Genomic DNA, 23,510 nt, shown 5'->3' with positions numbered 1-23,510 from the left:
GGTATCGCAAGCTCCACCCATCCTACGTTCTCGATACCCTGCGCCGCCGGAGCAACCCTGTAGGAGCGAGCTTGCTCGCTCCTACAAAAAGCGCATGCGTCAATCGAAGGCGAAATGCTCCGTCTTCAGCCCCATGATCGACCGCACCGGCTTCGCCATCGCTGCCGCATGTCCCTTGGCGCGGGGCAGCAGGCGGGCGAAGTAGAAGTCGCTGGTGGCGATCTTGGCCTTGTAGAAGTCGCTCGACTCGCTGCCGCCCTGGCGCAGGCGCTTGCGCGCGGCAGCTTCCTGCAGTGCCCAGGAGTACGCCAGCGCGGCGTAGCCGGAGAACATCAGGTAGTCGTGGCTGGCGGTGCTCACCAGGTCGCGCTGCTTGCGGGCGGTGAGGGCGATGCGCAGGGTCAGCAGGTTCCATTGCGCGCAGAGCCTGAGCAGCGTGAGCGCACGACCGCGCATGGCCGGTTCCTGCTTGAGCAGCTCGACGGCGAACTTCGCCACCTGCCGGGTGAAGTCGCGCACGGCCTTGCCCTGGGTCATCAGCAGCACCTTGCGACCGAGCAGGTCCAGCGCCTGGATGCCGGTGGTGCCCTCGTAGAGCGTGGCGATGCGCGCGTCGCGGACGATCTGCTCCATGCCGTGTTCCTTGATGTAGCCATGGCCGCCGAACACCTGCATGCCGAGGTTGGCGCTCTCCAGGCCCAGCTCGGTCAGGCAGCCCTTGAGGATCGGCGTGAGGAAGCCGAGCTTGTCGTCCCAGCGGTCGTACTCGGCGTTGTCGTTGGTCAGCAGGCCCTGGATCATCTTGTCGGCGTACTGGGTGGCCAGGTAGATGAGCGCGCGGCCGCCCTCGGCCACGGCCTTCTGGGTCAGCAGCATGCGGCGCACGTCGCCGTGGTGCATCAGGCTGTCGGCGATCTCGCCCGGCTCCTTGGTGCCGGAGAGGGCGCGCATCGAGCGGCGCTCACGGGCATAGGCGAGCGCGCCCTGGTAGGCCAGTTCGGCAGTGGCGACGCCCTGGATGGCGGTGCCGATGCGCGCGCTGTTCATGAAGGTGAACATGCACTCCAGGCCCTTGTTCGGCTCGCCGATCAGGTAGCCGGTGGCGCCGTCGAAGTTCATCACGCAGGTCGCCGAGGCCTTGATGCCCATCTTCTTTTCCAGTGCGCCGCAGGTCACGCCGTTGCGCGGGCCGAGCGCGCCGGCTGACCCGCTGCTTTGGGATGGTAGAAATTTCGGCACGATGAACAGCGAGATGCCGCGCGTGCCCTTGGGCGCATCGGGCAGACGCGCGAGGACGATGTGCACGATGTTCTCGGTGAGGTCGTGCTCGCCGGAGGAGATGAAGATCTTGGTACCGGTGATCGCGTAGCTGCCGTCGGCGTTGGTTTCCGCGCGGGTCTTCACCTGGCCCAGGTCGGTGCCGCACTGTGGCTCGGTCAGGCACATGGTGCCGCCCCAGCGCCCCTCGGTGAGCGGGGTGAGGTAGGTGTGTTTCTGTTCCTCGGTGCCGTGCTGCATGACGGTGTTCATCGCGCCCAGCGACAGGCCCGGGTACATCGAGAACGGCCAGTTGGCGGTGCCCAGCATCTCCTGCTTGAGCGCGCCCAGGCTCATCGGCAGGCCCTGGCCGCCGTACTCCACCGGGTGCGACAGGCCCTGCCAGCCGCCGGCGACGTAGGCGTCGTAGGCTTCCTTGAAGCCCGCGGGCGTGCGTACTTCGCCGTTCTCCAGGTGGCAGCCTTCCTCGTCGCCGCTGTGATAGAGCGGGGCGATCACTTCCTCGCAGAGCTTGGCGCATTCGCCGAGGATGGCGTCGACCATGTCCGGCGTGGCTTCGCCACCGTTGACCAGGTTCTGGTAGTGGCTGGGGAAATCGAAGACTTCGTTGAGCAGGAAGCGGGTGTCGCGCAGCGGAGCTTTGTAGACGGGCATCGGGGACCTCGGACCGTGATGCGCCCCGTCGAAAGCGCGGGGCTGGCTGATCGCAGTTATACGGCCGGCTCCGCACGATGCCCTTGGCTGCGCCAACGCCACACACTGGCAGTTGGGACAATAGGCCAGATGGGGCAATCGATCAGAAGGGACAATCGGTCAGAAGGGACAATCGGTCGCGCCGGCCATTGACCGAGCAACAGTTGCGGGTATATACACGTATCCATGCTGACGACCCAATGCCTTTGCACCAAACTGCGCCGCTCGGCTCGCGCCGTGACTCGCGTCTACGACGATGCCCTGAAGGGCGTCGGGCTGACCACTGCGCAATTCTCCCTGCTGCGGCACCTGTCGCGGCTGGAGCAGCCGAGCATCTCCGAGCTGGCCGATGCCATGGGCCTGGACCGCAGTACGCTGGGGCGCAACCTCAAGCCGCTGGAGGCCGATGGCCTGGTGAAGCTGGAAGAGGGCGAGGATCAGCGCAACCGCATCGTGGCGCTGACGCCGGCCGGGCTCGAGCGCATCGTGCGCGGGCGCGACGCCTGGGACGTGGCGCAGCAGGATGTGGCTGCGCACCTGGGCGATGACAAGCGCCGTCAGCTGGAAGCCTTGCTGGATGAACTGGCCGCGCTGGAGAGCTAGCAGCGGCCTGCGTGCTGTTTAGAAGAACGAATAAAAGCGGGTATATACCCGTGTAGGAGCAACTGATGTCGAAGCTGTCGCGCACGGGGTTCTGGATACTGCTATCCGGCGCCCTGATCCTCGCCCTGTCCCTGGGCATCCGCCATGGCTTCGGCCTGTTCCTCGCGCCGATGAGCGCCGAATTCGGCTGGGGGCGCGAGACCTTCGCCTTCGCCATCGCCCTGCAGAACCTGATCTGGGGGATCGCCCAGCCGTTCACCGGGGCCATCGCCGACCGTTTCGGCGCCATGCGCACCGTGCTGGTGGGTGGCATTCTCTACGCAGTCGGCCTGGTGCTGATGGGCTATTCCGACTCGGCCTTCAGCCTTTCCATGAGCGCCGGCCTGCTGATCGGCATCGGCCTGTCGGGCACGTCGTTCTCGGTGATCCTCGGCGCAGTCGGCCGCGCGGTGCCGCTGGAGCGCCGCAGCATGGCCATGGGCATCTCGGCCGCCGCCGGTTCCTTCGGTCAGTTCATCATGCTGCCGGGCACTCTCGGGCTGATCGGCTGGCTGGGCTGGTCCGCCGCGCTTCTGGCGCTGGGCCTGCTGGTGGCCTTCATCGTGCCGCTGGCGGCGCTGATGCGCGACAAGCCGTTGCCCATGCAGGGCCACGAGCAGACTCTTGGCGAGGCGCTGCGCGAGGCGGCCGGGCATTCCGGGTTCTGGCTGCTGTCCCTGGGCTTCTTCGTCTGCGGCTTCCAGGTCGTGTTCATCGGCGTGCACCTGCCGGCCTACCTGGTGGACCGCCACCTGCCCGCCACCGTCGGCACTACGGTGCTGGCGCTGGTCGGGCTGTTCAACGTCTTCGGCACCTACCTCGCCGGCTGGCTCGGCGGACGCATGAGCAAGCCGCGGCTGCTCACCGGCCTGTACCTGCTGCGCGCGGTGGTGATCGTCGCCTTCATCTGGGCGCCGCTGAGCGTCTGGACGGCCTACGCCTTCGGCATCGCCATGGGGCTGCTGTGGCTTTCCACCGTGCCGCTCACCAACGGCACGGTCGCCACGCTGTTCGGCGTGCGCAACCTGTCGATGCTCGGCGGCATCACCTTCCTGTTCCACCAGATCGGCGCCTTCCTCGGCGGCTGGCTGGGTGGCTACGTGTATGACCACACCGGCAACTACGACCTGGTCTGGCAGGTTTCCATCCTCCTCAGCCTGCTGGCCGGCCTGCTCAACTGGCCGGTACGTGAGCGCCCGGTCGAGCGCGCGGCACTGGGGGCCGCGTGAAGCGCCCGTTGCTGATCGCACTGGTGCTGGGCCTTGGCCTGGCGCTGGCCGGTCTTGCCTGGTGGGGCTGGCAGCGTGGCGGGCTGGCGCTGATGCAGCTCGGAATGGGCAGTTGCTGATGACCGGCGCGCGGGGTAGCGTGGCCTGATCACCGGAGGATTCCCACGATGCGCCCACGTCTTTCCCTGCTCGCCCTGACCCTGCTGCTGCCGATGGCCGCACAGGCCGCCGACTGCCCGGCGCTGCTCAAGACCCAGGGCGAATTGCCCAAGCTGCGCTCCAAGGACAGCCTCGATCTCTGCGAACTGTACGCCGGCAAGCCGCTGCTGGTGGTGAACACCGCCAGCCACTGCGGCTTCACTCCGCAGTTCAAGGGCCTCGAGACGGTCTACCAGCAGTACAAGGGGCAGGGCCTGGAAGTGCTTGGCGTGCCCTCCGACGACTTCAAGCAGGAAGACGCCGATGCCGCCGAGACCGCCAAGGTCTGCTACGGCAACTATGGTGTGACCTTCAACATGACCTCGGTGCAGCACGTCAGCGGCGACGAGGCGATCCCGCTGTTCAAGGACCTCGCCCAGCAGGCCGACCAGGTGCCGCGCTGGAACTTCTTCAAGTACGTGGTGGACCGCCAGGGCAAGGTGGTGGCGCAGTTTTCCAGCCTGACCAAACCGGACGATCCGCAGCTGCAGGCGGCGATCGAGAAGGCTATCGCCAGCCAGCCCTGAGGTGTAGCCCGGGCCCATGCCCGGCTTTTCCTTGCGCCAGAGCGGCGGAAGTGAAATTTCCTGTTACAGGTTCGACGCTGGAGTGCGACAATTCGGGCCCGGCGGCACTGCAATTGGCCGTCGATGTCATGGATACGATTCAGGAGATTCACCCTATGGATGGCAAAGCCCTCTTCCTGGCTGCCTTGCTCGCACAGGCTGTCGCCGCCCCGGCGTTCGCCGCTCCCGCCACTTCCAACCAGAGCGAAGCCCCCGCGGCTGCCGCTGCTCCCGCTCCCGCCGCCGAGTCGGACGAGGAGATGTCGCCCGAGACCTTCGTCGCCAGTCTGCACTTCCAGAAGGGCAAGGTGGTGGTCGGCGATAACCTCGCGACCTTCGACCTGCCGGACAATTTCGTCTTCCTCGACGGCAAGGATGCCGAGCGCGTCCTCGAGGCATGGGGCAACCCGCCCAACGACGAGCCGCCGCTGGGCATGCTGATGCCGGCCGGCGTGTCGCCCTTCGACGCCGAGTCCTGGGCGGTGACCGTGCAGTACGAGGAGAGCGGCTACGTTTCCGACGAGGATGCGGCGAAGATCGACTACGCCGAGATGCTCAAGGACATGCAGGACGACCTCAAGGAAGCCAACCCGCAGCGCGAGCAGCAGGGCTTCGAGGCGATCCAGCTGATCGGCTGGGCCGCGCCGCCGCGCTATGACGCCGCGGAGAAGAAGCTGTACTGGGCCAAGGAGCTGCAGTTCGGCGACGCCAAGGAACACACGCTGAACTACAACATCCGTGCACTGGGCCGCAAAGGCGTGCTGGTGCTGAACTTCGTCGCGGGCATGGAGCAGCTGCCGGAAATCGAGAAGAACGTCAGCAAGGTGCTGGCGATGACCGAGTTCAACCCGGGCAGCCGCTATGTCGACTTCAACCCCAGCGTCGACAAGGTTGCTGCCTATGGCCTGGGCGCGCTGATTGCCGGCAAGGTCGCCGCCAAGGTCGGCCTGTTCGCCACCCTGCTGGTCCTGCTGAAGAAGTTGTGGATCGTTCCGGCCCTGGCCATCGGCTGGATCGCCCGCCGCTTCAAGCGCAAGCCGTCAAACGAGGGCTGATTCGCCGACCCGGGTTTCGCGGCACAAAAAAGCCGGGCATCTGCCCGGCTTTTTCTTTTGCGCTGAAGGATCAGCCTTTCTCGCCCTGGACGGCCTTGCCGCCCACGGTGCCTTCCTTGAGCATGATCTGGTATTCCTTGCCGTCGGACTCCTGCTGGTACAGGCGCACGAGGAGGAAGTCCCAATCCTTGGCGAACCAGAGGATGGTCTTGCGGTTGCTCTTGGTGGGGTCGCGCACGCGCTCCACCTTGATCGCGGTGATCAGGCCGGCCTGGGTGCGGACCTTTTCTTCGCCGAGCACGCGGAAGTCGTAGGTATCGGTATCGGTACCCTCGATCACCTGGTAGCTCATGGCCTTCTTGCCGACAGCCACGTCATGCTGCAGCGCGAGCTGGTAGGTGGACTTGTCCAGCTGGCCCTTGTTCAGCGGCTGGCGCACCTGGTCGCCACGGTCGCTGCCCAGCACCTGCTTCTCGGCCCAGTCGAAATCGAGCTCGGTCTGCTTGTTCTTGCCCAGGCCTTCGCGGGCCCAGCGGTAGGTCAGCGGCAGGTAGGTGTCGTTCTCGACCTTGAACGTGCTGGTCTCGGTGAGGCTGGCGAGCAGCATGGACGCCTTGAAGTCCAGTTCCCAGCGGCCGCCGTCGCCTTGCTTGAGGCTGCGGGAAGCGGTCCCGCTGATCGGCATCTGTTTCCAGTCGGCGGTGTAGCTGGCCTCGAACGGCTTCAGCTCGAAAGCCTGGGCCGGCAGGGTCAGTACAGCCATCAGGAACAGCAGGGCTCTACGCATCACGAATCTCCTAGGTTCGGTACGAATGGCCGGATGCGGGCAGAAGCTCCCCATCCAGCGTGGCGCCATGTTCACCCAGCCTGACTCGGCCTTCGGCGAACCAGCGCATGGCCAGCGGATAGATCACATGTTCCTGCACGTGAACGCGCTGTGCCAGCGTTTCCGGCGTGTCGTCAGACTCTACCGGGATTGCCGCCTGTACGACCAGCGGACCGCCATCAAGTTCCTCGGTGACGAAGTGCACGCTGCAGCCGTGCTCGGCGTCGCCAGCCTCCAGCGCACGCTGGTGGGTGTGCAGGCCCTTGTACTTGGGCAGCAGGGACGGATGGATGTTCAGCAGGCGGCCCTGGTAGTGACGCACGAAGTCCGCGCTCAAGATGCGCATGAAGCCGGCGAGCAGCACCAGATCGGCGTCGAAGCCGTCGATGGCCTGGATCAGCGCGGCGTCGAAGCTTTCGCGGTCGGCGTAGGACTTGTGGTCGAGGAAGCGAGTCTCGATGTTGGCCTTTCGCGCACGCTCCAGGCCATAGGCGTCCGCGCGGTTGGAGATCACCGCGCGGATCACCGCCGGCGTGTCAGCGCCGGCGAGACTGTCGATCAGGGCTTGCAGGTTGCTGCCGGAGCCGGAAATCAGCACCACGACATTGCAAGGTGTGGACATCAGTGACCTTTCAGGTTGTTCAGGACCACGCGCTCGGCGTCGGCGGCGCAAGCGTCGATGCGGCCGATGACCCACGGCTGTTCGCCGGCGTCACGCAGGGCCTTCAGGGAAGCCTCGACCTGATCCTGTGCAACGCAGATGACCATGCCCACGCCGCAGTTCAGCACGCGGTGCATTTCGGTCTCGTCGACGTTGCCTTTTTCCTGCAGCCAGTCGAAGACCGCCGGGCGCTGCCAGCTGGCTACGTCAACCACGGCCTGGGCGTTGTCCGGCAGAACGCGCGGGATGTTGTCCAGCAGGCCGCCGCCGGTGATGTGGGCCATGGCCTTGACCGCGCCGGTCTGCTTGATCAACTGCAGCAGCGGCTTCACGTAGATGCGGGTCGGGGCCATCAGCAGATCGGCCAGGGGCTGGCCGTTCAGCTGGGTGGATTCGATGTCGGCACCGGAGACCTCGATGATCTTGCGGATCAGCGAGTAGCCGTTGGAGTGCGGGCCGGAGGAGGGCAGGGCGATCAGGGCGTCGCCGGCGACCACTTTCGAGCCGTCGATGATCTCGGACTTTTCCACCACGCCGACGCAGAAGCCGGCCAGGTCGTAGTCTTCGCCTTCGTACATGCCCGGCATCTCGGCGGTTTCACCACCGACCAGGGAGCAGCCAGCCAGCTCGCAGCCGGCACCGATGCCGGTGACCACGGTGGCGGCCACGTCGACATTGAGCTTGCCGGTGGCGTAGTAGTCGAGGAAGAACAGCGGCTCGGCGCCGCACACGACCAGGTCGTTCACGCACATGGCGACCAGGTCCTGGCCGATGCTGTCGTGCTTGTTCAGGTTCAGTGCCAGGCGCAGCTTGGTGCCGACGCCGTCGGTACCGGAGACCAGTACGGGCTGCTTGTAACCGGCCGGGATTTCGCAAAGAGCGCCAAAGCCACCCAGGCCGCCCATGACTTCCGGACGCGCGGTGCGCTTGGCGACGCCTTTGATGCGTTCGACCAGGGCTTCGCCGGCGTCGATGTCCACACCGGCGTCCTTGTAGCTCAACGAGGGTTGCTTGTTGCTCATAAATCCAGGCCTATAGAAGGGATGATTCGTCTTGCCGCCGGGTGCGCCGTTCGCGCTTCCCGGCCTGCGCGGGAGGCGCGGGATTTTATCAGGCTTGCCCGGCAGCGGCCATCTCGCGCTGTTGCCGCTGGCCGGACGGCTGTTTAAGGTATAGGCCTTCCTTGCCAGCTCGTTGCACGCTGGCATCTTCGTTTTTGCCGCGAGAGCCCGCCATGCGCCTGACCGCCCGCCTGTTGATCCTCTGCCTGTCGCTGTTCAGCCTGCCGTCCTTCGCTGAAACGCTGGGCAACCTGTACCAGGTGCACGAACCGGTCGCTTCCCAGCAGCCGGACGAGCGCAATGCCGGCCTGACCCGTGCCCTGCAGACCCTGGTGCTGCGCCTGACCGGCAACGCCAGCGCCGCACAGAGCCCGGCGCTGGTCGGCTACTTCAAGGACCCGCAGCAACTGATCAGCCAGTACGGCTTCGAGAACGGCCCGCCCATGGCGCTGGTGGTGGACTTCGATCCGACCGCCACCGACAACGCCCTGCGCCAGGCCGGACTGCCGGTGTGGGGTGCCAGCCGGCCGAGCGTGCTGGCCTGGTGGCTGAACGAAAGCGCCAACGGCAGCAGCCTGGTGGGCGACAGTCAGGAAGCCTCCGCCCCGCTGAACCGTGCGGCCCAGCGCCGCGGACTGCCGCTGCGCCTGCCGATGGCCGACCTCGGCGAGCAGCAGGTCGGCACCCCCGAGAACCTCAACGCGGCCCAGCCGGACGCGCTGCAGGCCGCCTCCGAGCGCTACGGCGCCGATGCCCTGCTGGCGGTGGACGCCAAGGAAGCCGACGGCAAGTGGACCGCCACCTGGCGCGTGTGGATGGGCGACAGCCGTGAACAGGGCCAGGCCCAGGGCGATACCCCGGACGCGCTGGCCGATGCGGTGATGCTCGGTGTGTCGCAGCGTCTGTCGCAGCGTTTCGTCGGTTCGGCAGGCTCGGCTTCGGCCCAGGTCCTGCAGATCGAGGGCGCCGACCTGGCCCGTTACGCCGAAGTCTCGCGCCTGCTGGAGCCGATGGGCGCCAAGCTGGTGGAAGTCCAGGGTAACAAGCTCGTCTACCGCGTGACTGCCAGCACCGAGCAACTGCGTGCGCAACTGGCGCTGGCCCGCCTGCAGGAAGCCCCGGCCGAGCCGGCGCAACCGGCGGTCGACGCCAATGGCCAGCCGGTACCGAACGCAGCCGTTCCGGCCCAGAACACCCTGCGCTTCCACTGGTGACGAGCGCTCCGGAAGCGGGCAAAGTCCCGCTTCCCGGCGCCGATGGCTCTGAGTCGCACGTGGTAGCTGCGTTATCCTTCTGATTTGGATAAACTTTCAGTCACCAAGGCCCACCCCAAGCGATTGAAGAAACGCCCGGCCCGGCATGACTCCTATGCAGCTCCCACTCAGCGTACGTCTGCGCGATGACGCAACGTTCGCCAACTACTACCCCGGTGCCAACGCCGCGGCGCTCGGCTATGTCGAGCGTCTGTGCGAGCCCGAGGCGGGGTGGACGGAAAGCCTGATCTATCTCTGGGGCGCCGAGGGCGTGGGCCGCAGCCACCTGCTGCAGGCTGCCTGCATTCGCTCCGAGCAGTTGGGGGAGCCGTCGGTCTACCTGCCGATGGCAGACCTCGTGGCCTACGGTCCGGAAATCTTCGACAACCTGGAGCAGCGCGAGCTGGTGTGCCTGGACGATCTTGACGCCCTGGCCGGCAAGCGCGAGTGGGAAGAGGCGCTGTTCCACCTGTTCAACCGCCTGCGCGATTCCGGTCGCAAGCTGCTGCTGTCGGCCTCGGTATCGCCGCGCGAGCTGGGGGTGAAGCTGCCGGACCTGAAATCCCGCCTGACCCTCTCGCTGATCTTCCAGCTGCACCCGCTGACCGACGACGAGAAGCTGCGCGCCCTTCAGCTGCGCGCTTCGCGCCGGGGCCTGCACCTGACCGACGAAGTGGGACGCTTCATCCTCACTCGCGGCGCGCGCAGCATGCAGTTCCTCTTCGACCTGCTGGACGAACTGGACAAGGCCTCGCTGCAGGCCCAGCGCAAGCTGACCATTCCCTTCCTCAAGGAAACCATGGGCTGGTAAGCCCCGGTCTCCCCGATTTGCGGTTTCCGATCAGGCGCTCGTCGCTTCCTGTTGTGGCTCCTGGCCTTCGCCCGCCAGTTTGCGGTCGTACTGGAAGCGCCAGCGCGTGTACATCAGCGCCGAACAGAACAGCGACACGCTGAGGATGATCTCCGCCCAGCCGAAGATGGCGTGGTTGGGATCGAAGGCGTTGAGCACGCCGAGGATGAAGTACAGGTTGATCACGTAGCACGCCCAGGCGTGGCCACGCGCGCTGCCGATCAGGATTCCCGGCGCCACCACCAGCAGCGGTAGCAGCTTGAAGCCGAGGAAGGCCCACGGCACCCAGTGCGCGCCACCGTGGGCGTCGGCAAACAGCACGTCCCAGATGACGATGAGCAGCATCAGCCCGATGAAGCTGCCGAGGGCGACCGCGCGGCTGGCGGCCAGCCGGGGTTTTAGCCATTCCATGGGCGGCAGCGGTTTGTTCTTGCGGGCCATTCAGCTCTCCAGTTTGCGGGCGACTTCGGCCAGGCGCTTGCCCAGCGCGCGGCACAGGGTGATTTCGTGTTCGTCCAGGCTGCGCTTGCCGTCGGCCGTAGCGAAGTGGCTGGCGCCATAAGGCGTGCCGCCGCCGCGGGTTTCCAGGAGGGCGGGCTCGCTGTAGGGGATGCCGGTGATGATCATGCCGTGGTGCAGCAGCGGCAGCATCATCGACAGCTGGGTGGTTTCCTGGCCGCCGTGCAGGCTGGCGGTGGAGGTGAACACAGCCGCCGGCTTGCCCACCAGGCCACCGGTCAGCCACAGGCTGCTGGTGCCGTCGAGGAAGTACTTGAGCGGCGCGGCCATGTTGCCGAAGCGGGTCGGGCTGCCGAGGACGAGGCCCGAGCAATCCTTCAGGTCATCCAGGGTGGCATAGAGCGCGCCTTCGGCCGGGATATCCGGGGCAACGGCTTCGCACTCGGTGGAAACCGCCGGCACCGTGCGCACGCGCGCTTCCAGCCCGCCCTGCTCGACGCCACGGGCGATCTGCCGCGCCATTTCGGCGGTGGCGCCGTGGCGGCTGTAGTACAGGACCAGGATATAGGGCGCGCTCAAGGCAGGATCTCCAGCACTTTCTCCGGCGGACGGCCGATCACTGCCTTGTCGCCGACGATGACGATCGGACGCTCGATCAGCTTCGGATGGCTGACCATCGCCTGGATCAGCTGGTCATCGCCCAGCGCCGGGTTGGCCAGGTCCAGTTCCTTGTATTCGTCTTCGCCGGTACGCAGCAGCTGACGTGCGCCAATGCCCAGCTTGCCGAGCAGCGCCTTGAGTTCGGCGGCGCTGGGCGGGGTTTCCAGGTAGCGCACGATGGTCGGCTGGATACCGCGCTCTTCGAGCAATTCGAGGGCACCACGGGATTTGGAGCAGCGCGGATTGTGGAAAATTGAAATCTGGCTCATGTGCCGGGACTCGCAAGGCCGATGAAGTGGCGGCTATTCTAACCGCCTCCTCGGACTGGACTGAACCGCTGTCGTTCGCCGCGATCTACGAGGACGGTTTTTTCAGTGCAGCCAAAGGACACTTCATGCACGAACGCTTGCAGGGCCTGGTCGAATTCGGCCGCTATCTGGTCCAGCGCTTCCTGGCCGACAAGGCGCCCAACAGCGCCGCGGCCCTGACCTACACCACGCTGTTCGCGGTCGTCCCGATGATGACCGTGACCTTCGCCATGCTCTCGGCCGTTCCGGCCTTCGAGGGCATGGGGGAGCGCATCCAGCTGTTCGTGTTCCGCAACTTCGTGCCGTCCACCGGCGAGGCGGTCGAGGCCTACCTGCGCAATTTCACCGTGCAGGCGCGGCACCTGACGTGGCTGGGCGTGGCTTTCCTGGCGGTCACGGCCTTCACCATGCTGGTGACCATCGAGAAGGCCTTCAATGCCATCTGGCGCGTGCGTCAGCCGCGCCGGGGCGTGACTCGCTTCCTGCTGTACTGGGCGATCCTCAGCCTGGGTCCGCTGCTGCTGGGCACCGGCTTCGCCGTGTCCACCTACATTACGTCGCTGTCGTTGCTCTCAGGCCCCCATGCGTTGCCGGGGGCGGCAATGTTGCTGAAGTTCATGCCGCTGCTGGCCAGCGTGGCAGCTTTCACCCTGATCTACGCGGCGGTGCCCAACGCGCGGGTGCCGTTTCTGCACGCGTTGGCGGGTGGTGTCTTCACCTCGATCCTGTTCGAGGCGGCCAAGTCGCTGTTCGGCTTCTATGTGAGCTTCTTCCCTGGTTACAAACTGATCTACGGCGCCTTCGCCACCGTGCCGCTGTTCCTGCTCTGGGTCTACCTGTCGTGGCTGATCGTGCTGTTTGGTGCCGAGCTCGTCTGCAACCTGTCCTCGACCCGGCTCTGGCGCCGCCGCGCCCTGCCGCGCCTGCTGGTGATCCTTGGCGTGCTGCGGGTGTTCTTCGACCGTCAGCGCCACGGCCTGCCGACGCGCCTGGTGCATCTGCACCGCGCCGGTTGGCTGCTGCCCGAAGACGAGTGGGAAGAAGTGCTGGATTTCCTCGAGGGCGAGCAACTGGTCTGCCGTGCCGGTTCGACCACCGCGGCCTGGGTGCTGTGCCGCGACCTGGGCAGCTACAGCCTGCATCACCTGCTCAACCGCAGCCCCTGGCCGCTGCCTTGCCTGGAGGCGCTGCCGGCGGAGCTGGATGAGCCCTGGTACCCGGAATTACGGGAAACGCTGGCGCGCTACCAGGCGGATCGTCAGGCGCTTTTCGGTGACAGTCTGGCGAAATGGTTGAAGCCGTCACATTCCGAGTGACGCAAAACGTCAGTTTGCGGCGAATCTGATGCTTTGACAGCTTTGTACCACTTCAGAAATGCGCCATTTCTGGCTATTTCAGAATTGGCACAGTTCTGGCTATGGAGGATTCAGGACACAGGAGTCCTTCAGAAGTTCCTCCAAGGCCAGCGAATCCATGAAAAAAGACCAGAACAACGTAGTGCACCTGCATCAGCGCGATCTGACGAGCGCCCTGGAGCGGTTGAATAGAATCACTGGTCTGCAGTTCAGCAGCTGGCCCGAATCGCTCCTGCCGTCCGTCTCGCAAGAGGCCGCCGAACCCGCTGCAGCCGAGTCGTCGGACGACGACACGCTGGTACGTCAGCTGGGCTGAATCTTCACAGGCTGGTGGCTACCGGACGTGTTGCTCCGGCCTGCTGTTCCACCGCCTGCATGAAGACTTCCTCGGCGATTACCCGCGACAGGGGAATGGCCGCGCGCAGCTTGATCTGCGCGTCCTCGATCCGCTGGGAGAACACCAGGCGCGCCACGCCAGACAGCAGGATGCGGCTCTGCTTGTTGATCGTGCCATGGTCGATCACCACTTCCCGGCTGCGCTCGCCATCGCGGTAGCTGAGCAGCAGCGTCACCGGCAGGTCCGCCACGCCGGGCAAATGCAGCCAAATCGCGACATTGAAGTCGGCCAGGCGTCCCCCGTTGGCCGCATTGGCCGGCCGTGCGCTGGCGACAATATGGCTGGGAACCTTGCTGACAAGATGGTCTGTAGGCTGCATCGGGCTGTCCTGTCGATGGAGGCTGGCGTACTTGGCGCAGTCGCATTCTGAAGGCCGCTGAATAGTCGGCGAGCGAGAGTCGTCCCGGAAGTCAGGACGAACGTTCGAATTATAGGGAGGAGGTCTCCTGGCATTCCGGGCTTACTGCCGATCTTGCCTGTGACATCTCTCCCAAAATCGACAATCAGGCCAGGCGCAGCGGGTGGCGAGCTACCAATGGCGTGCTGAGGTTGGCGACGGGCAGCGGCAGGATGGTCTGGTTGTCGAAGCTGGCCAGTTGCAGCCACAGGTTCTCGCCTTCGACGAACTGCCCCTGGGCTACCCAGAGCCCGTGATACCAGCCGTTGCCCGGTTCCGGCGTACTCTGCAGGACGCCGGGGTGACGCTGTGCGTCAGGTGCGCGGCGCAGCCAGACCGGACGGGGCAGTCCCTTCAGGTAGCGCAGGCCGAGGTGCAGTCCGTCGTTGTTGAGGTGCCGCCAGCGCACTACCGCAAGGGTTGGCGTGCCGCCGTTGCCGGGGATCAGCAGCAACTGGCCGACCGGCAGCTGCCCGGCCTGCTGGCCGGCGCAGAGGATGCGGGCACCGCCCGCGCTGGCGTCCATCAGCGTCGCTTCCCGGCAGGGGCTCGTCGAGCTGTCCAGCAGGTGCTGCTGAATAGCCGGAAGGCCGACGACTACCCGGCAGGTACCCTTCTGTTCGGCACGCTCATGGCGGCGCGTCTGGTGTCCAAGCCAATGGTGGCGGACGCGCTCCAGCAGCACGCCCTGGTCCAGGCGGCGTAGCGGCGCCGGGTCGTGCAGGGCGATCAGCAGGGCGCCCAGTTCCAGTCGGCGCAGTTGATCGGGCGGCGCGTCAGCGGCCTGTTCGACTGCAAGGCAAGGCTCGTCCGAGCCGAGGTCGACGACGAAGCCTTCCTGTTCCTCGTCGTCCCAGGGCAGCAGGCGGCCGAGTGCGGCCAGCGGCGCCAGGGCTGAAAACAGCTGGGGGGCTTCGCCCTCGGTCAGGTGGAAAGGGTTACTCAAGGCCAGTAGCAGTATCTGCTGGTACAGCCCGCGCAGGGTGCCGGCCGGGATCGGGTCGAATGCCGCCGCCACCGGTTCGTCCAGGCACTCCTGGTGCTCGCCGATCCAGTACAGCAGGTGGCTGTCGCGCCACAGGCTGCCCGGTGGCTGCTGGTATTGCTGGTAGTGCCGCAGCAGGGCCTGGGCGAGGAAGTGCTGGGCCATGTACAGGCACCAGGCCATGTGCGGCCGCGACGGCTTGCGGCCGTGCAGGATCTGCAGCAGCAGGCGCTTGAAGCCGGCGGCGAGTTCGCTGCAGAAGTGTACGAAGAGCGCTGGCGGCACCTTTTCCTGGCGAATCAACCGTTCGTAATGCCGGTATTCTTCGCTGAGGCTTTGCAGGGCGCGTTGTCTTTCCAGTAAGGTCAGCGCGCATCGGTTGAGGCGGAACAGCGTGCCCAGCGCCCTCTGCAGACCTTCCTGCAGGGGCTGTTGCCGCGATTCCTGGAGCCTGACCGCCAGGTTGCTCATTGCCTCGGCGTCTTCTTCGAGGATGTCCGGCACCTCCAGGCGCAGGGCATCGAGCATCATGACCACCCCGCATACACGAGGATTGAAGGCATGGGAGTGCGGCTCCGTATTGTGATTGGCTTGATGGCCGGCCTGATCCTGGCCGGCTGCTCGGCGGACTATGGCACCGATCAGCATGGACAGAAAGTACCCGCTGCGAGTGTAGATGGCCAGTGGCTAGTTATTAATTACTGGGCGGAGTGGTGTGCGCCGTGTCGCAAGGAGATTCCCGAGCTGAATCATCTGGCGCAAGAGGGCAAGGCTAAGGGCTTCCGGGTGCTGGGGGTGAACTTCGACGGGCTGCGCGACGCGGACCTGGCGAAGGCCTCGCAGGACCTGGGCGTGCAGTACACCGTGCTGGCCGACGACCCCGCGCCGCGCTACAGCCTGCCGCGCAGCGAAGCGCTGCCTGTAACCTACATCATCGACCCTGAGGGCAAGATGCGCGAGCAGTTGCTCGGCGAGCAGACCGCCGCCGGCCTGCAGGCGCGACTGAGCGCATTGCGAGAGGAGGAGCAGTGATGGCGAGGATCTGTCTGCACGGCTACATCAGCGGCAAGGTGCAGGGCGTCTATTACCGCCAGAGCACCCAGGAACAGGCAGATCGACTGGAGATCGATGGCTGGGTGCGCAACCTCGAGGACGGGCGCGTCGAGTTGTTGGTCGAAGGTGAGGAAGAGGCGGTGCGCGAGCTGGAGAAGTGGCTGGCGCGCGGCCCGGTGAAAGCCAAGGTGACTGCGGTGGAGTTGCAGCCGATGACACCCCAGGGCATCACCGGCTTCATCGTTCGCCGCTAGGCGTCAGTTGCTGACGCCGGGGTCCGCTGCCAGGCGACCGGCGTCGGTCATCAGGCTGTGGAGGAATTCCTTCTGCAGTTCCGGATCGTTGCGGGTCAGCTCGATCAGGCTCTGTTCCAGTTCGCTCGCTTCCTCTTCCAGGCCGAGGTCGGAGAGGCGCTTCACCCGGTGTACCCAGTGGTGCACATCGTCACCTTCCAGGTCGTCGTAGATCAGTGCGTGGGCTTCCTGCAACTTGCCGCGCAGGGAGCGGCTGACCAGCAGGCTGGCATCGGCGCGGGTGTCGTCCGAAGGGTCCTGGACGCTGAACTGCAGGCGGCCGATGCGGCTGACTTCGTCGTCGCTGAAGGGGCCTTCCAGCAGGTTCAGGCGCAGCACTCCGTGGCGGTCGGTGAGCAGTTCCTGGGAGTTCTTCCCGGCAGTAACGGTCACCGGGCGCTCTGACCAGGGCAGGCTGGAGTACTCGGTGCGCTTTTCGCGCTGCTTCTCGTCGATCGATGCCAGGTTCTGCTCGGCGCGGCCGTTGGACTCGACGTTCATGAACGGGTTCATGCCGTCTATGCCGTAGCGAATCCAGCCGCGGGTGACGCTCTCGGGCAGGTTGCCGAGTGCGAACACGTTGACCACATTGGCGCCGATGCCGCCGACGAAGGCGACGATGCCCAGCGGCATTTCGTAGACCTTGCGCCAGCCCTGATACGGCGTGTAGCGGTCGTAGCGCCGGGTGACCTCGAACTCTGTGACTTCGAAGGTCTTCTGTTCCTGCACGCGGATACGACGCTGCGGCAGTTCCAGGGTGCCCGGCGTGCCCACGTCGATCTGCAGGCTGTGGTCGAGCAACTTGCGCTCGACTCGCTCTTCATGCTCGCTGCGTTGCGACAACTGGTTGGCGCAGCCGCTCAGCAGGAGGCTGCCGCACAGGGCGGCAGCCGCGAGGCTTGTGGTACTTCCGGTGGACATCGCTCTGCTCAGTTGCGGATCTTGGCCGTGATGAAGGCTTGCAGGTCGGACAGGGCGACAGGCTGCGACTCGGCGTCACGGCGGCCCTTGTACTCCAGAGTGCCTTCGTCCAGGCCGCGCTCGCTGACGACGATGCGGTGCGGGATACCGATCAGCTCCATGTCGGCGAACTTCACGCCGGGGCTGGTCTTCTTGTCGCGGTCGTCCAGCAGCACTTCGAAGCCGGCGGCGGTGAGGTCCGCGTAGAGCTTGTCGGTGGCGGCGCGCACAGCTTCGTTCTCGTACTTCATCGGCACGATGGCGATCTGGAAGGGCGCCAGGGCGGCCGGCCAGAGGATGCCGCGGTCGTCGTAGTTCTGCTCGATGGCGGCGGCGACCACGCGGGATACGCCGATGCCGTAGCAGCCCATGATCAGGGTGACCGGCTTGCCGCTCTCGCCCAGTACGGAGAGCTTCATGGCTTCGCTGTACTTGGTGCCGAGCTGGAAGATGTGGCCGACTTCGATGCCGCGACGGATGACCAGCGTGCCCTTGCCGTCCGGGCTCGGGTCGCCTTCGACGACGTTGCGCAGGTCGGCGACTTCCGGTACGGGCAGGTCGCGTTCCCAGTTCACGCCGAAGTAGTGCTTGTCGTCGACGTTGGCGCCGGCGGAGAAGTCGCTCATCAGCGCCACGGAGCGGTCGATGATGCAGGGCAGCGGCAGGTTCAGCGGGCCGAGGGAGCCGGGGGCGGCGCCAATGGCAGCCTTGATCTCCGCTTCGCTGGCCATCTGCAGGGGGCTGGCCACCAGCGGGTGGTTGCCGGCCTTGATTTCATTGAGCTCGTGGTCGCCACGGACGATCAGGGCGATCAGCTTGCCTTCCTCGGCGGCGTGCACCACCAGGGTCTTGATGGTCTTCTCGATCGGCAGGCCGAACTTCTCCACCAGGGCGGCAATGGTCTTGGTCTCGGGGGTGTCGACCAGGCGCAGCTCTTCGCTGGCGGCGCCGCGAGCGGTTTCGCGCGGCAGGGCCTCGGCCTTCTCGATGTTGGCGGCGTAGTCGGTGGATTCGCCGAAGACGATGTCGTCCTCGCCGGAGCCGGCCAGTACGTGAAATTCATGGGAGCCGCTGCCGCCGATGGAGCCGTTGTCGGCCTGCACGGCGCGGAAGTCCAGGCCCAGGCGGGTGAAGATCTTGCTGTACGCGCCGTACATGACGTCGTAGGTCGCCTGCAGCGAGTCCTGGCTGGCGTGGAAGGAGTAGGCGTCCTTCATGATGAACTCGCGGCCGCGCATCAGGCCGAAGCGCGGACGGATCTCGTCACGGAACTTGGTCTGGATCTGGTACATGTTGATCGGCAGCTGCTTGTAGCTGTTCAGCTCGTTGCGCGCGAGGTCGGTGATCACTTCCTCGTGGGTCGGGCCGACGCAGAAGTCGCGGTCATGGCGATCCTTCAGGCGCAGCAGCTCGGGACCGTACTGCTGCCAGCGGCCGGATTCCTGCCACAGTTCGGCGGGCTGGATGGCGGGCATCAGCACTTCCAGGGCGCCGGCGGCGTTCATCTCTTCGCGAACGATGGTCTCCACCTTGCGCAGTACCCGCAGACCCATTGGCAGCCAGGTATAGAGACCGGACGCCAGCTTGCGGATCATGCCGGCGCGCAGCATCAACTGATGGCTGATGACGACCGCATCGGAAGGGGTTTCTTTCAGGGTGGACAGCAGGTACTGACTGGTACGCATCTTTGGCCGTTTTGTCGGTTGCGAAGGGGAATATAGGCTGGGCATTGTACGGTGCAGGTCTGGCTGCGTACAGCGCGCGGCGGGTGGAGACGGAGGAGTGGTGTGAGTCGATTGAATGCAGCGCAGGTACAGGCGTTCATCCGCGCGGGGTTGCCCATGGCGGACGAGATGGATTTCCGCATCGATGCCCTGGAAGGGCGCAGCGCCTTCGCGCGGATCCCCTTCCATGGAAAGCTGGTGAGGCCGGGCGGAACCGTGTCCGGGCCGACCATCATGGCGCTGGCGGACGCGGCGATGTACGCGGTGATCCTGGCGCAGCTGGATAACGTCGAGATGGCTGTTACTTCCAACCTGAATATCAACTTTCTCAGCAAGCCCAAGCCGGAAGACCTGCTGGCCGAGGCGAAGATATTGAAGCTGGGGCGCCGGCAGGTCGTTTGCGAAGTAGCTGTCTACTCGGTCAGCAATCCGCAGGAACTGGTCGCCCATGTAACCGGCACATATGTATTGCCGATGTAACAGCAGTAATGGATACGTTCGAAGTTGTAGGTAAGTTGCAATAAAAAAGCCCGGCAGAAGCCGGGCTTTTTAGTTACCTGCAGTTCGCTCTGGATTACAGAACGGACAGCGGGTAGTCGATGATCAGGCGGAATTCATCAACGTTGCCTTCAGCCTGGTCGGAGTTGGCGCGGTGCCAAGCCTGACGAGCACGGAAGGACAGGTCTTTCGCCGGGCCGCTCTGGATGACGTATTTGGCTTCCAGGTTGGTCTCGCGGTGTTTGCCGTCCGGACCATAGCCATAGTTGGCGTAGGGGCTGGTCGGATCGATCTTGTCGCCGTCGATGTCCTTACCGTAGATGTAGCGGCCCATGAAGGTCAGGCCCGGAACACCGTACTCGGACATGTTCAGGTCGTAACGGCCTTGGATGGATTTTTCACCCGGGCCGTTGAAGTCGGAGTACTGAACGGAGTTGGCGAGGAAGATCGAGTCGCCGCCGGCGTTGTTGTCGCCGATACCGATGTAGTCGAACGGAGTGTTGCCGTTCACTTTCTGGAAGGCGAGGGTCAGGGTGTGCGCGCTGATGGTGTAAGCGGCGGCCAGCGAGTAGGTGTTGTTGCTGATGTCGCCGAGCTTGGAGGAACCTTCGTCGCGGGTGTTGTAGTAGTTGAAGTCCAGGCCGAGGGACTGATTGTCAGCGATCGGCAGGGTGTAGTTCAGGTTCACGTAGTACTGGTCCCACAGGTCTTCGACCTTGGCGCCGTACAGCGAAGCGGAGAACTGGTCGTTGATGGCGTACTTGCCACCCAGGAAGTCAGCGCTGTTGGCGGTAACGCCACCGTACTGGGACCAGATCTCACCGTCACGGTTGGTGGTGTCCTGGCCAGTACCGGAGTAGAAGTGACCGCCTTCCAGATCCAGGCCGTCGATTTCGCTGCTCATCAGGCTGAAGCCGCTGGCGGTTTGCGGCAGCAGGCGGGTGCCGCCTACAGCGAACACCGGAGCGGTGGGCTGCATGTCGCCGAATTTCAGCTCGGTCTTGGAGATGCGGATCTTGACAGCTGCGCCGGCCTTGCCGAAGTCGTCAGCCTTGTCGCCGTCATCGTGAACCGGCAGGTTGCCAGTGCCGCCGTAGCCGCTGCCACCGTCGAGTTTCAGACCCAGGTAGCCGAAGGCGTCAACACCGAAACCAACGGTGCCTTGGGTGAAGCCGGAGTTGTAATTGGCCCAGAAACCCTGGGTCCAGTCACGGGCATCGGTGGCGCCGTCTTTCTTGTTGCGATTGAAGTAGTAGTTGCGAACCAGGAAGTTCAGGCTGCTGTCTTCGACAAAGCCTTTAGCGTCAGCCTGATTGCCTACGAAGGGCTCGGCCATTGCCAGTTGTGTGCTGCCTGCAGAAACGGCCAGGGCGATGGCGCTCCACTTCATCACTTTCATTGTGATTGCTCCTTTGGTTTTGAAATTATTCGCCATCACTAATGCCGCGGTGACGGCTCTTTCTTTTTTTGTCGGCGCTAACTTATAGCACGCGTGTTCAGTTGGCGATAGTTGCCCAAATGAACACACAAAATCTTTACGGGGCTGTCGCAAAGCTGCATGACGCATGTCGCATTCAAGCAGTTCTCATGTTGCAAAAAGAGATTGCCCCCTGATTGCTTCATTGATGCTTCAGTCCTTGTGGTTCTCTATTCCATTGACCACTTCTTAAGTTCTCTCGCCTCCGCGTCCACTTCTCCCAAAGGGGTGGCCGTCGGTGCGCTGTCCTTGCCTCTAGCAACAACCGTGCACAAATGCCCGGAGCTGCCCTCACAGTGTTCGTCTTGCGACGTGTTGACGCATTTCACGGCTTCCGTTGGGGATTTGCAACATCCACGAGCACGCATGTCGTTTTCTGGCATCCCGTAGTTGTAGCTGTTTAAACGATTTTTCGCTGCTGATTGCCGTGATTGCCGTGCAGATTCCTGCACGCGCCTGTTGTCGGGATATGCCAATCCGCGTCATGCACGATCCTGGTGCGACGCTGCAAAGGGCGTGCTCCGGCACGATGCGTCGGTCGGGCATGTTCGTCGGAAGGGCTCTCTAGTATTCTTCGCGCCCTTCGGCTCCCCTGTGGGGCTAGGCTTAAACAAGGCTCGTCGAACAGGAGAGGTCTTATGTTCGCCCTGGATTCCCGTCTCCAGCAGGACACCGTTGCGCTGGGTGATTTCCCGCTGAGCAGCCTGCTGTTGATGAATGACTCGCAGTACCCGTGGTTCATCCTGGTTCCGCGTCGCGAAGACGTCAGTGAAATCTTCCAGCTGGATTCCGCCGATCAGCAACAGTTGTGGCGCGAAGCGACTCAACTGGCGGAAATGCTCAAGGACACTTTCGATGCGGACAAGATGAACGTGGCCAATCTCGGCAACGTCGTCAGCCAACTGCATGTGCATGTGATTGTGCGCAAGCAGGATGATGTCGCCTGGCCGGGGCCGGTCTGGGGCAAGCACCCGGCGGTTCCCTATAAAGAAGAAGAACTGGCGCAGGTGCGCGAGAAACTGCGCATGGCGCTGGGCGATGGCTTTCGCTTCAGCCAGGAGTGAATGATGGATCTGGAGACTCGAGTGATGGACCTGGAGAGCCGGCTGGCCTTTCAGGATGACGCACTGCAGACCCTGAGCGACGTGGTCTACGAGCAGGAGCGGGTGATCGAGCGCACCCGCCTGCAGATGCAGGCGCTGCTCAAGCGCCTGGAAGACCTGCAGGGACAGGTTGGCGTCGCGGAAGATGACGCTCCGCCGCCGCACTATTGAGCCGCACTGGTTAATCAGTACAGAAATGACAAAGCCCGCCGATTGGCGGGCTTTGTCATGGGGCTGTGGATCAGCGGCGGTTGGGCAGGGCGGCGATCACGTCCTCCGCCTGCAGGCCCTTGTCGCGCTGAACTACCGAGAACTCCACGCGCTGCCCTTCGATCAGGATGCGGTGACCCTCGCCGCGAATGGCGCGGAAGTGGACGAAGATGTCTTCGCCCGAGTCGCGGGAGATGAAGCCGAAGCCCTTGGAGGTGTTGAACCACTTCACGGTGCCGGTTTCGCGGTTCTCGCCGAGGAAGGTTTCGATGGGCGCGTGGGGGCGTGCCGGGTTCGGGTTGGCGGCCCACTGCAGCACGACCGCGCCAGCCAGGCTCAGCAGCGGCAGCACGATGGCCGGTTGTTCGCCGATGAAGGGCAGTGGGGCGAGCAGGATCAGCACCTGCAGCACCACGGCCAGAACCACCAGGGCAGTGGCCAGGCCTTGCAGGGCCGAAGGCTGTTTCAGGTTGCTGCCCGGGGCGAGCAGGAGGCTGGTAAGGCCGAGCAGAGCCAGGTAAATGGCATCGCTCTGTTGCAGGTAGGGCAGGGCATCACTGCGCAGACTCGGGATAAGGGACAGCACGAGTGCGGCAACGCCCGTCACGAGATGGACGATCTTGAGCATGGCTACGGATTCACCTTGAGCGGGTAACGAAAAAAAGAAGCAGCCGTCCCCAGGTGCGACGCCGGAAAGGAAAATGAAAGCGTGCTGGGCGGCCTATGCGCGAAGCGCACGGCGGTTATTTAACCGCAAACCACTTGCCTTCTCAAATCAACCGCTTAGGCCATTCGTAGGGGGGGGAAGGCCCGCCGACTGGCGAGCTTCCTTATATAAGGAGGGATCACTCGGCAAGCAGGCTGCGCAGCATCCAGGCGGTCTTCTCGTGTACCTGCATGCGCTGGGTCAGCAGGTCGGCGGTCGGCTCGTCCGCCACCTTGTCGGCCAGCGGGAAGATGCTGCGTGCGGTGCGCACTACGGCTTCCTGGCCCTGCACCAGCAGGCGGATCATCTCCTGGGCGTCCGGTACGCCTTCTTCTTCCTTGATCGAGGACAGGCGCGCATAAGCGGCATAGGTGCCCGGCGCCGGGAAGCCCAGGGCGCGGATGCGTTCGGCGATGCTGTCCACGGCCAGTGCCAGTTCGGTGTACTGCCCTTCGAACATCAGGTGCAGGGTGTTGAACATCGGCCCGGTGACGTTCCAGTGGAAGTTGTGGGTCTTCAGGTACAGCGTGTAGGTGTCGGCCAGCAGACGGGACAGGCCGTCGGCGATGGCAGCGCGATCCTGTTTGGCGATTCCGATATCGATGTCCATGGC

General features: G+C 64.5%; 28 protein-coding genes. 14 read left to right on the top strand and 14 right to left on the bottom strand.

Going from position 1 to position 23,510, the window contains the following annotated elements; all coding sequences use genetic code 11:
• Positions 1 to 99 precede the first annotated feature (99 nt).
• Positions 100 to 1,932 carry an acyl-CoA dehydrogenase C-terminal domain-containing protein gene (locus tag IB255_RS02995; RefSeq protein WP_081520131.1) on the bottom strand — a complete coding sequence of 611 codons (1,833 nt, stop codon included), beginning with the start codon at positions 1,930 to 1,932 and terminating at the stop codon, positions 100 to 102.
• Positions 1,933 to 2,157: 225 nt separating this feature from the next.
• On the opposite strand from IB255_RS02995, the gene IB255_RS02990 reads away from it, so the two are divergent.
• The 5 genes from IB255_RS02990 (at position 2,158) to IB255_RS02975 (ending at position 5,661) form a co-directional block, all read left to right on the top strand.
• Positions 2,158 to 2,574 carry a MarR family winged helix-turn-helix transcriptional regulator gene (locus IB255_RS02990; protein WP_081520132.1) on the top strand — a complete coding sequence of 139 codons (417 nt, stop codon included), beginning with the start codon at positions 2,158 to 2,160 and terminating at the stop codon, positions 2,572 to 2,574.
• Positions 2,575 to 2,648: 74 nt separating this feature from the next.
• Positions 2,649 to 3,842, top strand: a complete 1,194-nt coding sequence (locus tag IB255_RS02985) for an MFS transporter (RefSeq protein ID WP_139791678.1) — start codon at positions 2,649 to 2,651, stop codon at positions 3,840 to 3,842.
• Entirely contained in the window at positions 3,839 to 3,961 is a 123-nt protein-coding gene (locus IB255_RS30905) for a hypothetical protein (RefSeq protein ID WP_263866016.1), read from the top strand. The genes IB255_RS02985 and IB255_RS30905 overlap by 4 nt, the downstream gene beginning before the upstream one ends.
• 48 nt (positions 3,962 to 4,009) lie before the next feature.
• Positions 4,010 to 4,567: a glutathione peroxidase gene (locus IB255_RS02980; protein ID WP_081520134.1), complete on the top strand. Its 558-nt coding sequence runs from the start codon at positions 4,010 to 4,012 to the stop codon at positions 4,565 to 4,567.
• A gap of 155 nt (positions 4,568 to 4,722) precedes the next feature.
• The gene (locus IB255_RS02975) at positions 4,723 to 5,661 is read left to right on the top strand and encodes a DUF2167 domain-containing protein (RefSeq protein ID WP_081520135.1); all 939 of its coding nucleotides are present in this window, start codon (positions 4,723 to 4,725) and stop codon (positions 5,659 to 5,661) included.
• A 70-nt stretch (positions 5,662 to 5,731) separates the two neighbouring features.
• Here IB255_RS02975 and IB255_RS02970 read toward each other — a convergent pair whose 3' ends face one another.
• Genes IB255_RS02970 through purM form a run of 3 tightly spaced genes read right to left on the bottom strand, consistent with a single transcriptional unit; the run spans position 5,732 to position 8,170 of the window.
• Entirely contained in the window at positions 5,732 to 6,448 is a 717-nt protein-coding gene (locus IB255_RS02970; protein ID WP_081520136.1) for a DUF3108 domain-containing protein, read from the bottom strand.
• Positions 6,449 to 6,458: 10 nt separating this feature from the next.
• On the bottom strand, positions 6,459 to 7,109 hold the full coding sequence (purN, locus tag IB255_RS02965) for a phosphoribosylglycinamide formyltransferase (protein ID WP_081520137.1): 651 nt from the start codon (positions 7,107 to 7,109) through the stop codon (positions 6,459 to 6,461).
• Positions 7,109 to 8,170 (bottom strand): phosphoribosylformylglycinamidine cyclo-ligase, encoded by a 1,062-nt coding sequence (gene purM, locus IB255_RS02960; protein WP_081520138.1) that lies wholly within the window; start codon positions 8,168 to 8,170, stop codon positions 7,109 to 7,111. The genes purN and purM overlap by 1 nt, the downstream gene beginning before the upstream one ends.
• 212 nt (positions 8,171 to 8,382) lie before the next feature.
• Here purM and IB255_RS02955 point away from each other — a divergent pair, with 212 nt between their 5' ends.
• Both IB255_RS02955 and hda read left to right on the top strand, forming a co-directional pair.
• Entirely contained in the window at positions 8,383 to 9,423 is a 1,041-nt protein-coding gene (locus tag IB255_RS02955; protein WP_081520139.1) for a DUF2066 domain-containing protein, read from the top strand.
• Between the two features lie 145 nt (positions 9,424 to 9,568).
• Positions 9,569 to 10,273, top strand: a complete 705-nt coding sequence (hda, locus tag IB255_RS02950; protein WP_024764559.1) for a DnaA regulatory inactivator Hda — start codon at positions 9,569 to 9,571, stop codon at positions 10,271 to 10,273.
• A 30-nt stretch (positions 10,274 to 10,303) separates the two neighbouring features.
• Here hda and IB255_RS02945 read toward each other — a convergent pair whose 3' ends face one another.
• Genes IB255_RS02945 through arsC form a run of 3 tightly spaced genes read right to left on the bottom strand, consistent with a single transcriptional unit; the run spans position 10,304 to position 11,700 of the window.
• On the bottom strand, positions 10,304 to 10,753 hold the full coding sequence (locus IB255_RS02945) for a DUF2069 domain-containing protein (protein WP_081520140.1): 450 nt from the start codon (positions 10,751 to 10,753) through the stop codon (positions 10,304 to 10,306).
• The gene (gene wrbA, locus IB255_RS02940; protein ID WP_081520141.1) at positions 10,754 to 11,350 is read right to left on the bottom strand and encodes an NAD(P)H:quinone oxidoreductase; all 597 of its coding nucleotides are present in this window, start codon (positions 11,348 to 11,350) and stop codon (positions 10,754 to 10,756) included. It abuts the gene before it with no gap.
• Positions 11,347 to 11,700: an arsenate reductase (glutaredoxin) gene (gene arsC, locus IB255_RS02935; RefSeq protein ID WP_081520142.1), complete on the bottom strand. Its 354-nt coding sequence runs from the start codon at positions 11,698 to 11,700 to the stop codon at positions 11,347 to 11,349. Before arsC ends, wrbA begins: the two co-directional genes overlap by 4 nt.
• A 125-nt stretch (positions 11,701 to 11,825) precedes the next feature.
• Between arsC and IB255_RS02930 the strand changes: the two genes are divergently transcribed.
• Complete coding sequence (locus IB255_RS02930) at positions 11,826 to 13,055, top strand: YihY family inner membrane protein (protein WP_081520143.1); 1,230 nt, start codon at positions 11,826 to 11,828, stop codon at positions 13,053 to 13,055.
• Between the two features lie 157 nt (positions 13,056 to 13,212).
• The gene (locus IB255_RS02925) at positions 13,213 to 13,410 is read left to right on the top strand and encodes a hypothetical protein (RefSeq protein ID WP_081520144.1); all 198 of its coding nucleotides are present in this window, start codon (positions 13,213 to 13,215) and stop codon (positions 13,408 to 13,410) included.
• Positions 13,411 to 13,414: 4 nt separating this feature from the next.
• Here the strand turns inward: IB255_RS02925 and IB255_RS02920 are convergent, their stop codons facing one another.
• Together IB255_RS02920 and IB255_RS02915 are read right to left on the bottom strand one after the other, a co-directional pair.
• Positions 13,415 to 13,810: a hypothetical protein gene (locus IB255_RS02920; RefSeq protein ID WP_081520145.1), complete on the bottom strand. Its 396-nt coding sequence runs from the start codon at positions 13,808 to 13,810 to the stop codon at positions 13,415 to 13,417.
• Between the two features lie 184 nt (positions 13,811 to 13,994).
• Positions 13,995 to 15,404, bottom strand: coding sequence for a PilZ domain-containing protein (locus IB255_RS02915; protein ID WP_081520146.1), 1,410 nt, complete (start codon positions 15,402 to 15,404; stop codon positions 13,995 to 13,997).
• A gap of 30 nt (positions 15,405 to 15,434) precedes the next feature.
• Between IB255_RS02915 and IB255_RS02910 the strand changes: the two genes are divergently transcribed.
• Both IB255_RS02910 and IB255_RS02905 read left to right on the top strand, forming a co-directional pair.
• A complete protein-coding gene (locus IB255_RS02910; RefSeq protein ID WP_081520147.1) occupies positions 15,435 to 15,905 on the top strand; it encodes a TlpA disulfide reductase family protein in 471 nt (156 codons plus the stop codon).
• On the top strand, positions 15,905 to 16,180 hold the full coding sequence (locus IB255_RS02905; RefSeq protein WP_081520148.1) for an acylphosphatase: 276 nt from the start codon (positions 15,905 to 15,907) through the stop codon (positions 16,178 to 16,180). The genes IB255_RS02910 and IB255_RS02905 overlap by 1 nt, the downstream gene beginning before the upstream one ends.
• A gap of 3 nt (positions 16,181 to 16,183) precedes the next feature.
• Here IB255_RS02905 and IB255_RS02900 read toward each other — a convergent pair whose 3' ends face one another.
• Both IB255_RS02900 and IB255_RS02895 read right to left on the bottom strand, forming a co-directional pair.
• A complete protein-coding gene (locus IB255_RS02900; protein ID WP_081520149.1) occupies positions 16,184 to 17,140 on the bottom strand; it encodes a hypothetical protein in 957 nt (318 codons plus the stop codon).
• A gap of 8 nt (positions 17,141 to 17,148) precedes the next feature.
• Positions 17,149 to 18,864 carry a proline--tRNA ligase gene (locus tag IB255_RS02895; RefSeq protein ID WP_081520150.1) on the bottom strand — a complete coding sequence of 572 codons (1,716 nt, stop codon included), beginning with the start codon at positions 18,862 to 18,864 and terminating at the stop codon, positions 17,149 to 17,151.
• A gap of 111 nt (positions 18,865 to 18,975) precedes the next feature.
• Here IB255_RS02895 and IB255_RS02890 point away from each other — a divergent pair, with 111 nt between their 5' ends.
• Entirely contained in the window at positions 18,976 to 19,383 is a 408-nt protein-coding gene (locus IB255_RS02890) for a PaaI family thioesterase (protein WP_139791665.1), read from the top strand.
• Positions 19,384 to 19,477: 94 nt separating this feature from the next.
• Here the strand turns inward: IB255_RS02890 and IB255_RS02885 are convergent, their stop codons facing one another.
• On the bottom strand, positions 19,478 to 20,800 hold the full coding sequence (locus IB255_RS02885) for an OprD family porin (protein ID WP_081520152.1): 1,323 nt from the start codon (positions 20,798 to 20,800) through the stop codon (positions 19,478 to 19,480).
• A gap of 716 nt (positions 20,801 to 21,516) precedes the next feature.
• On the opposite strand from IB255_RS02885, the gene IB255_RS02880 reads away from it, so the two are divergent.
• A complete protein-coding gene (locus tag IB255_RS02880; protein ID WP_081520153.1) occupies positions 21,517 to 21,942 on the top strand; it encodes an HIT family protein in 426 nt (141 codons plus the stop codon).
• A gap of 3 nt (positions 21,943 to 21,945) precedes the next feature.
• The gene (locus IB255_RS02875; protein WP_045210356.1) at positions 21,946 to 22,152 is read left to right on the top strand and encodes a SlyX family protein; all 207 of its coding nucleotides are present in this window, start codon (positions 21,946 to 21,948) and stop codon (positions 22,150 to 22,152) included.
• A 70-nt stretch (positions 22,153 to 22,222) separates the two neighbouring features.
• Here the strand turns inward: IB255_RS02875 and IB255_RS31150 are convergent, their stop codons facing one another.
• Both IB255_RS31150 and IB255_RS02865 read right to left on the bottom strand, forming a co-directional pair.
• Positions 22,223 to 22,819, bottom strand: a complete 597-nt coding sequence (locus IB255_RS31150; RefSeq protein WP_081520154.1) for a cold-shock protein — start codon at positions 22,817 to 22,819, stop codon at positions 22,223 to 22,225.
• Between the two features lie 217 nt (positions 22,820 to 23,036).
• The gene (locus IB255_RS02865; RefSeq protein ID WP_081520155.1) at positions 23,037 to 23,507 is read right to left on the bottom strand and encodes a Dps family protein; all 471 of its coding nucleotides are present in this window, start codon (positions 23,505 to 23,507) and stop codon (positions 23,037 to 23,039) included.
• Between the last annotated feature and the right edge of the window lie 3 nt (positions 23,508 to 23,510).

Origin of the sequence: Pseudomonas sp. PDM22 (assembly GCF_014851965.1) — a bacterium.
Taxonomy (GTDB): Bacteria; Pseudomonadota; Gammaproteobacteria; order Pseudomonadales; family Pseudomonadaceae; genus Pseudomonas.
Note: the sequence above shows the minus strand (reverse complement) of the source record. Positions and strands in the feature narration are given on the sequence as shown.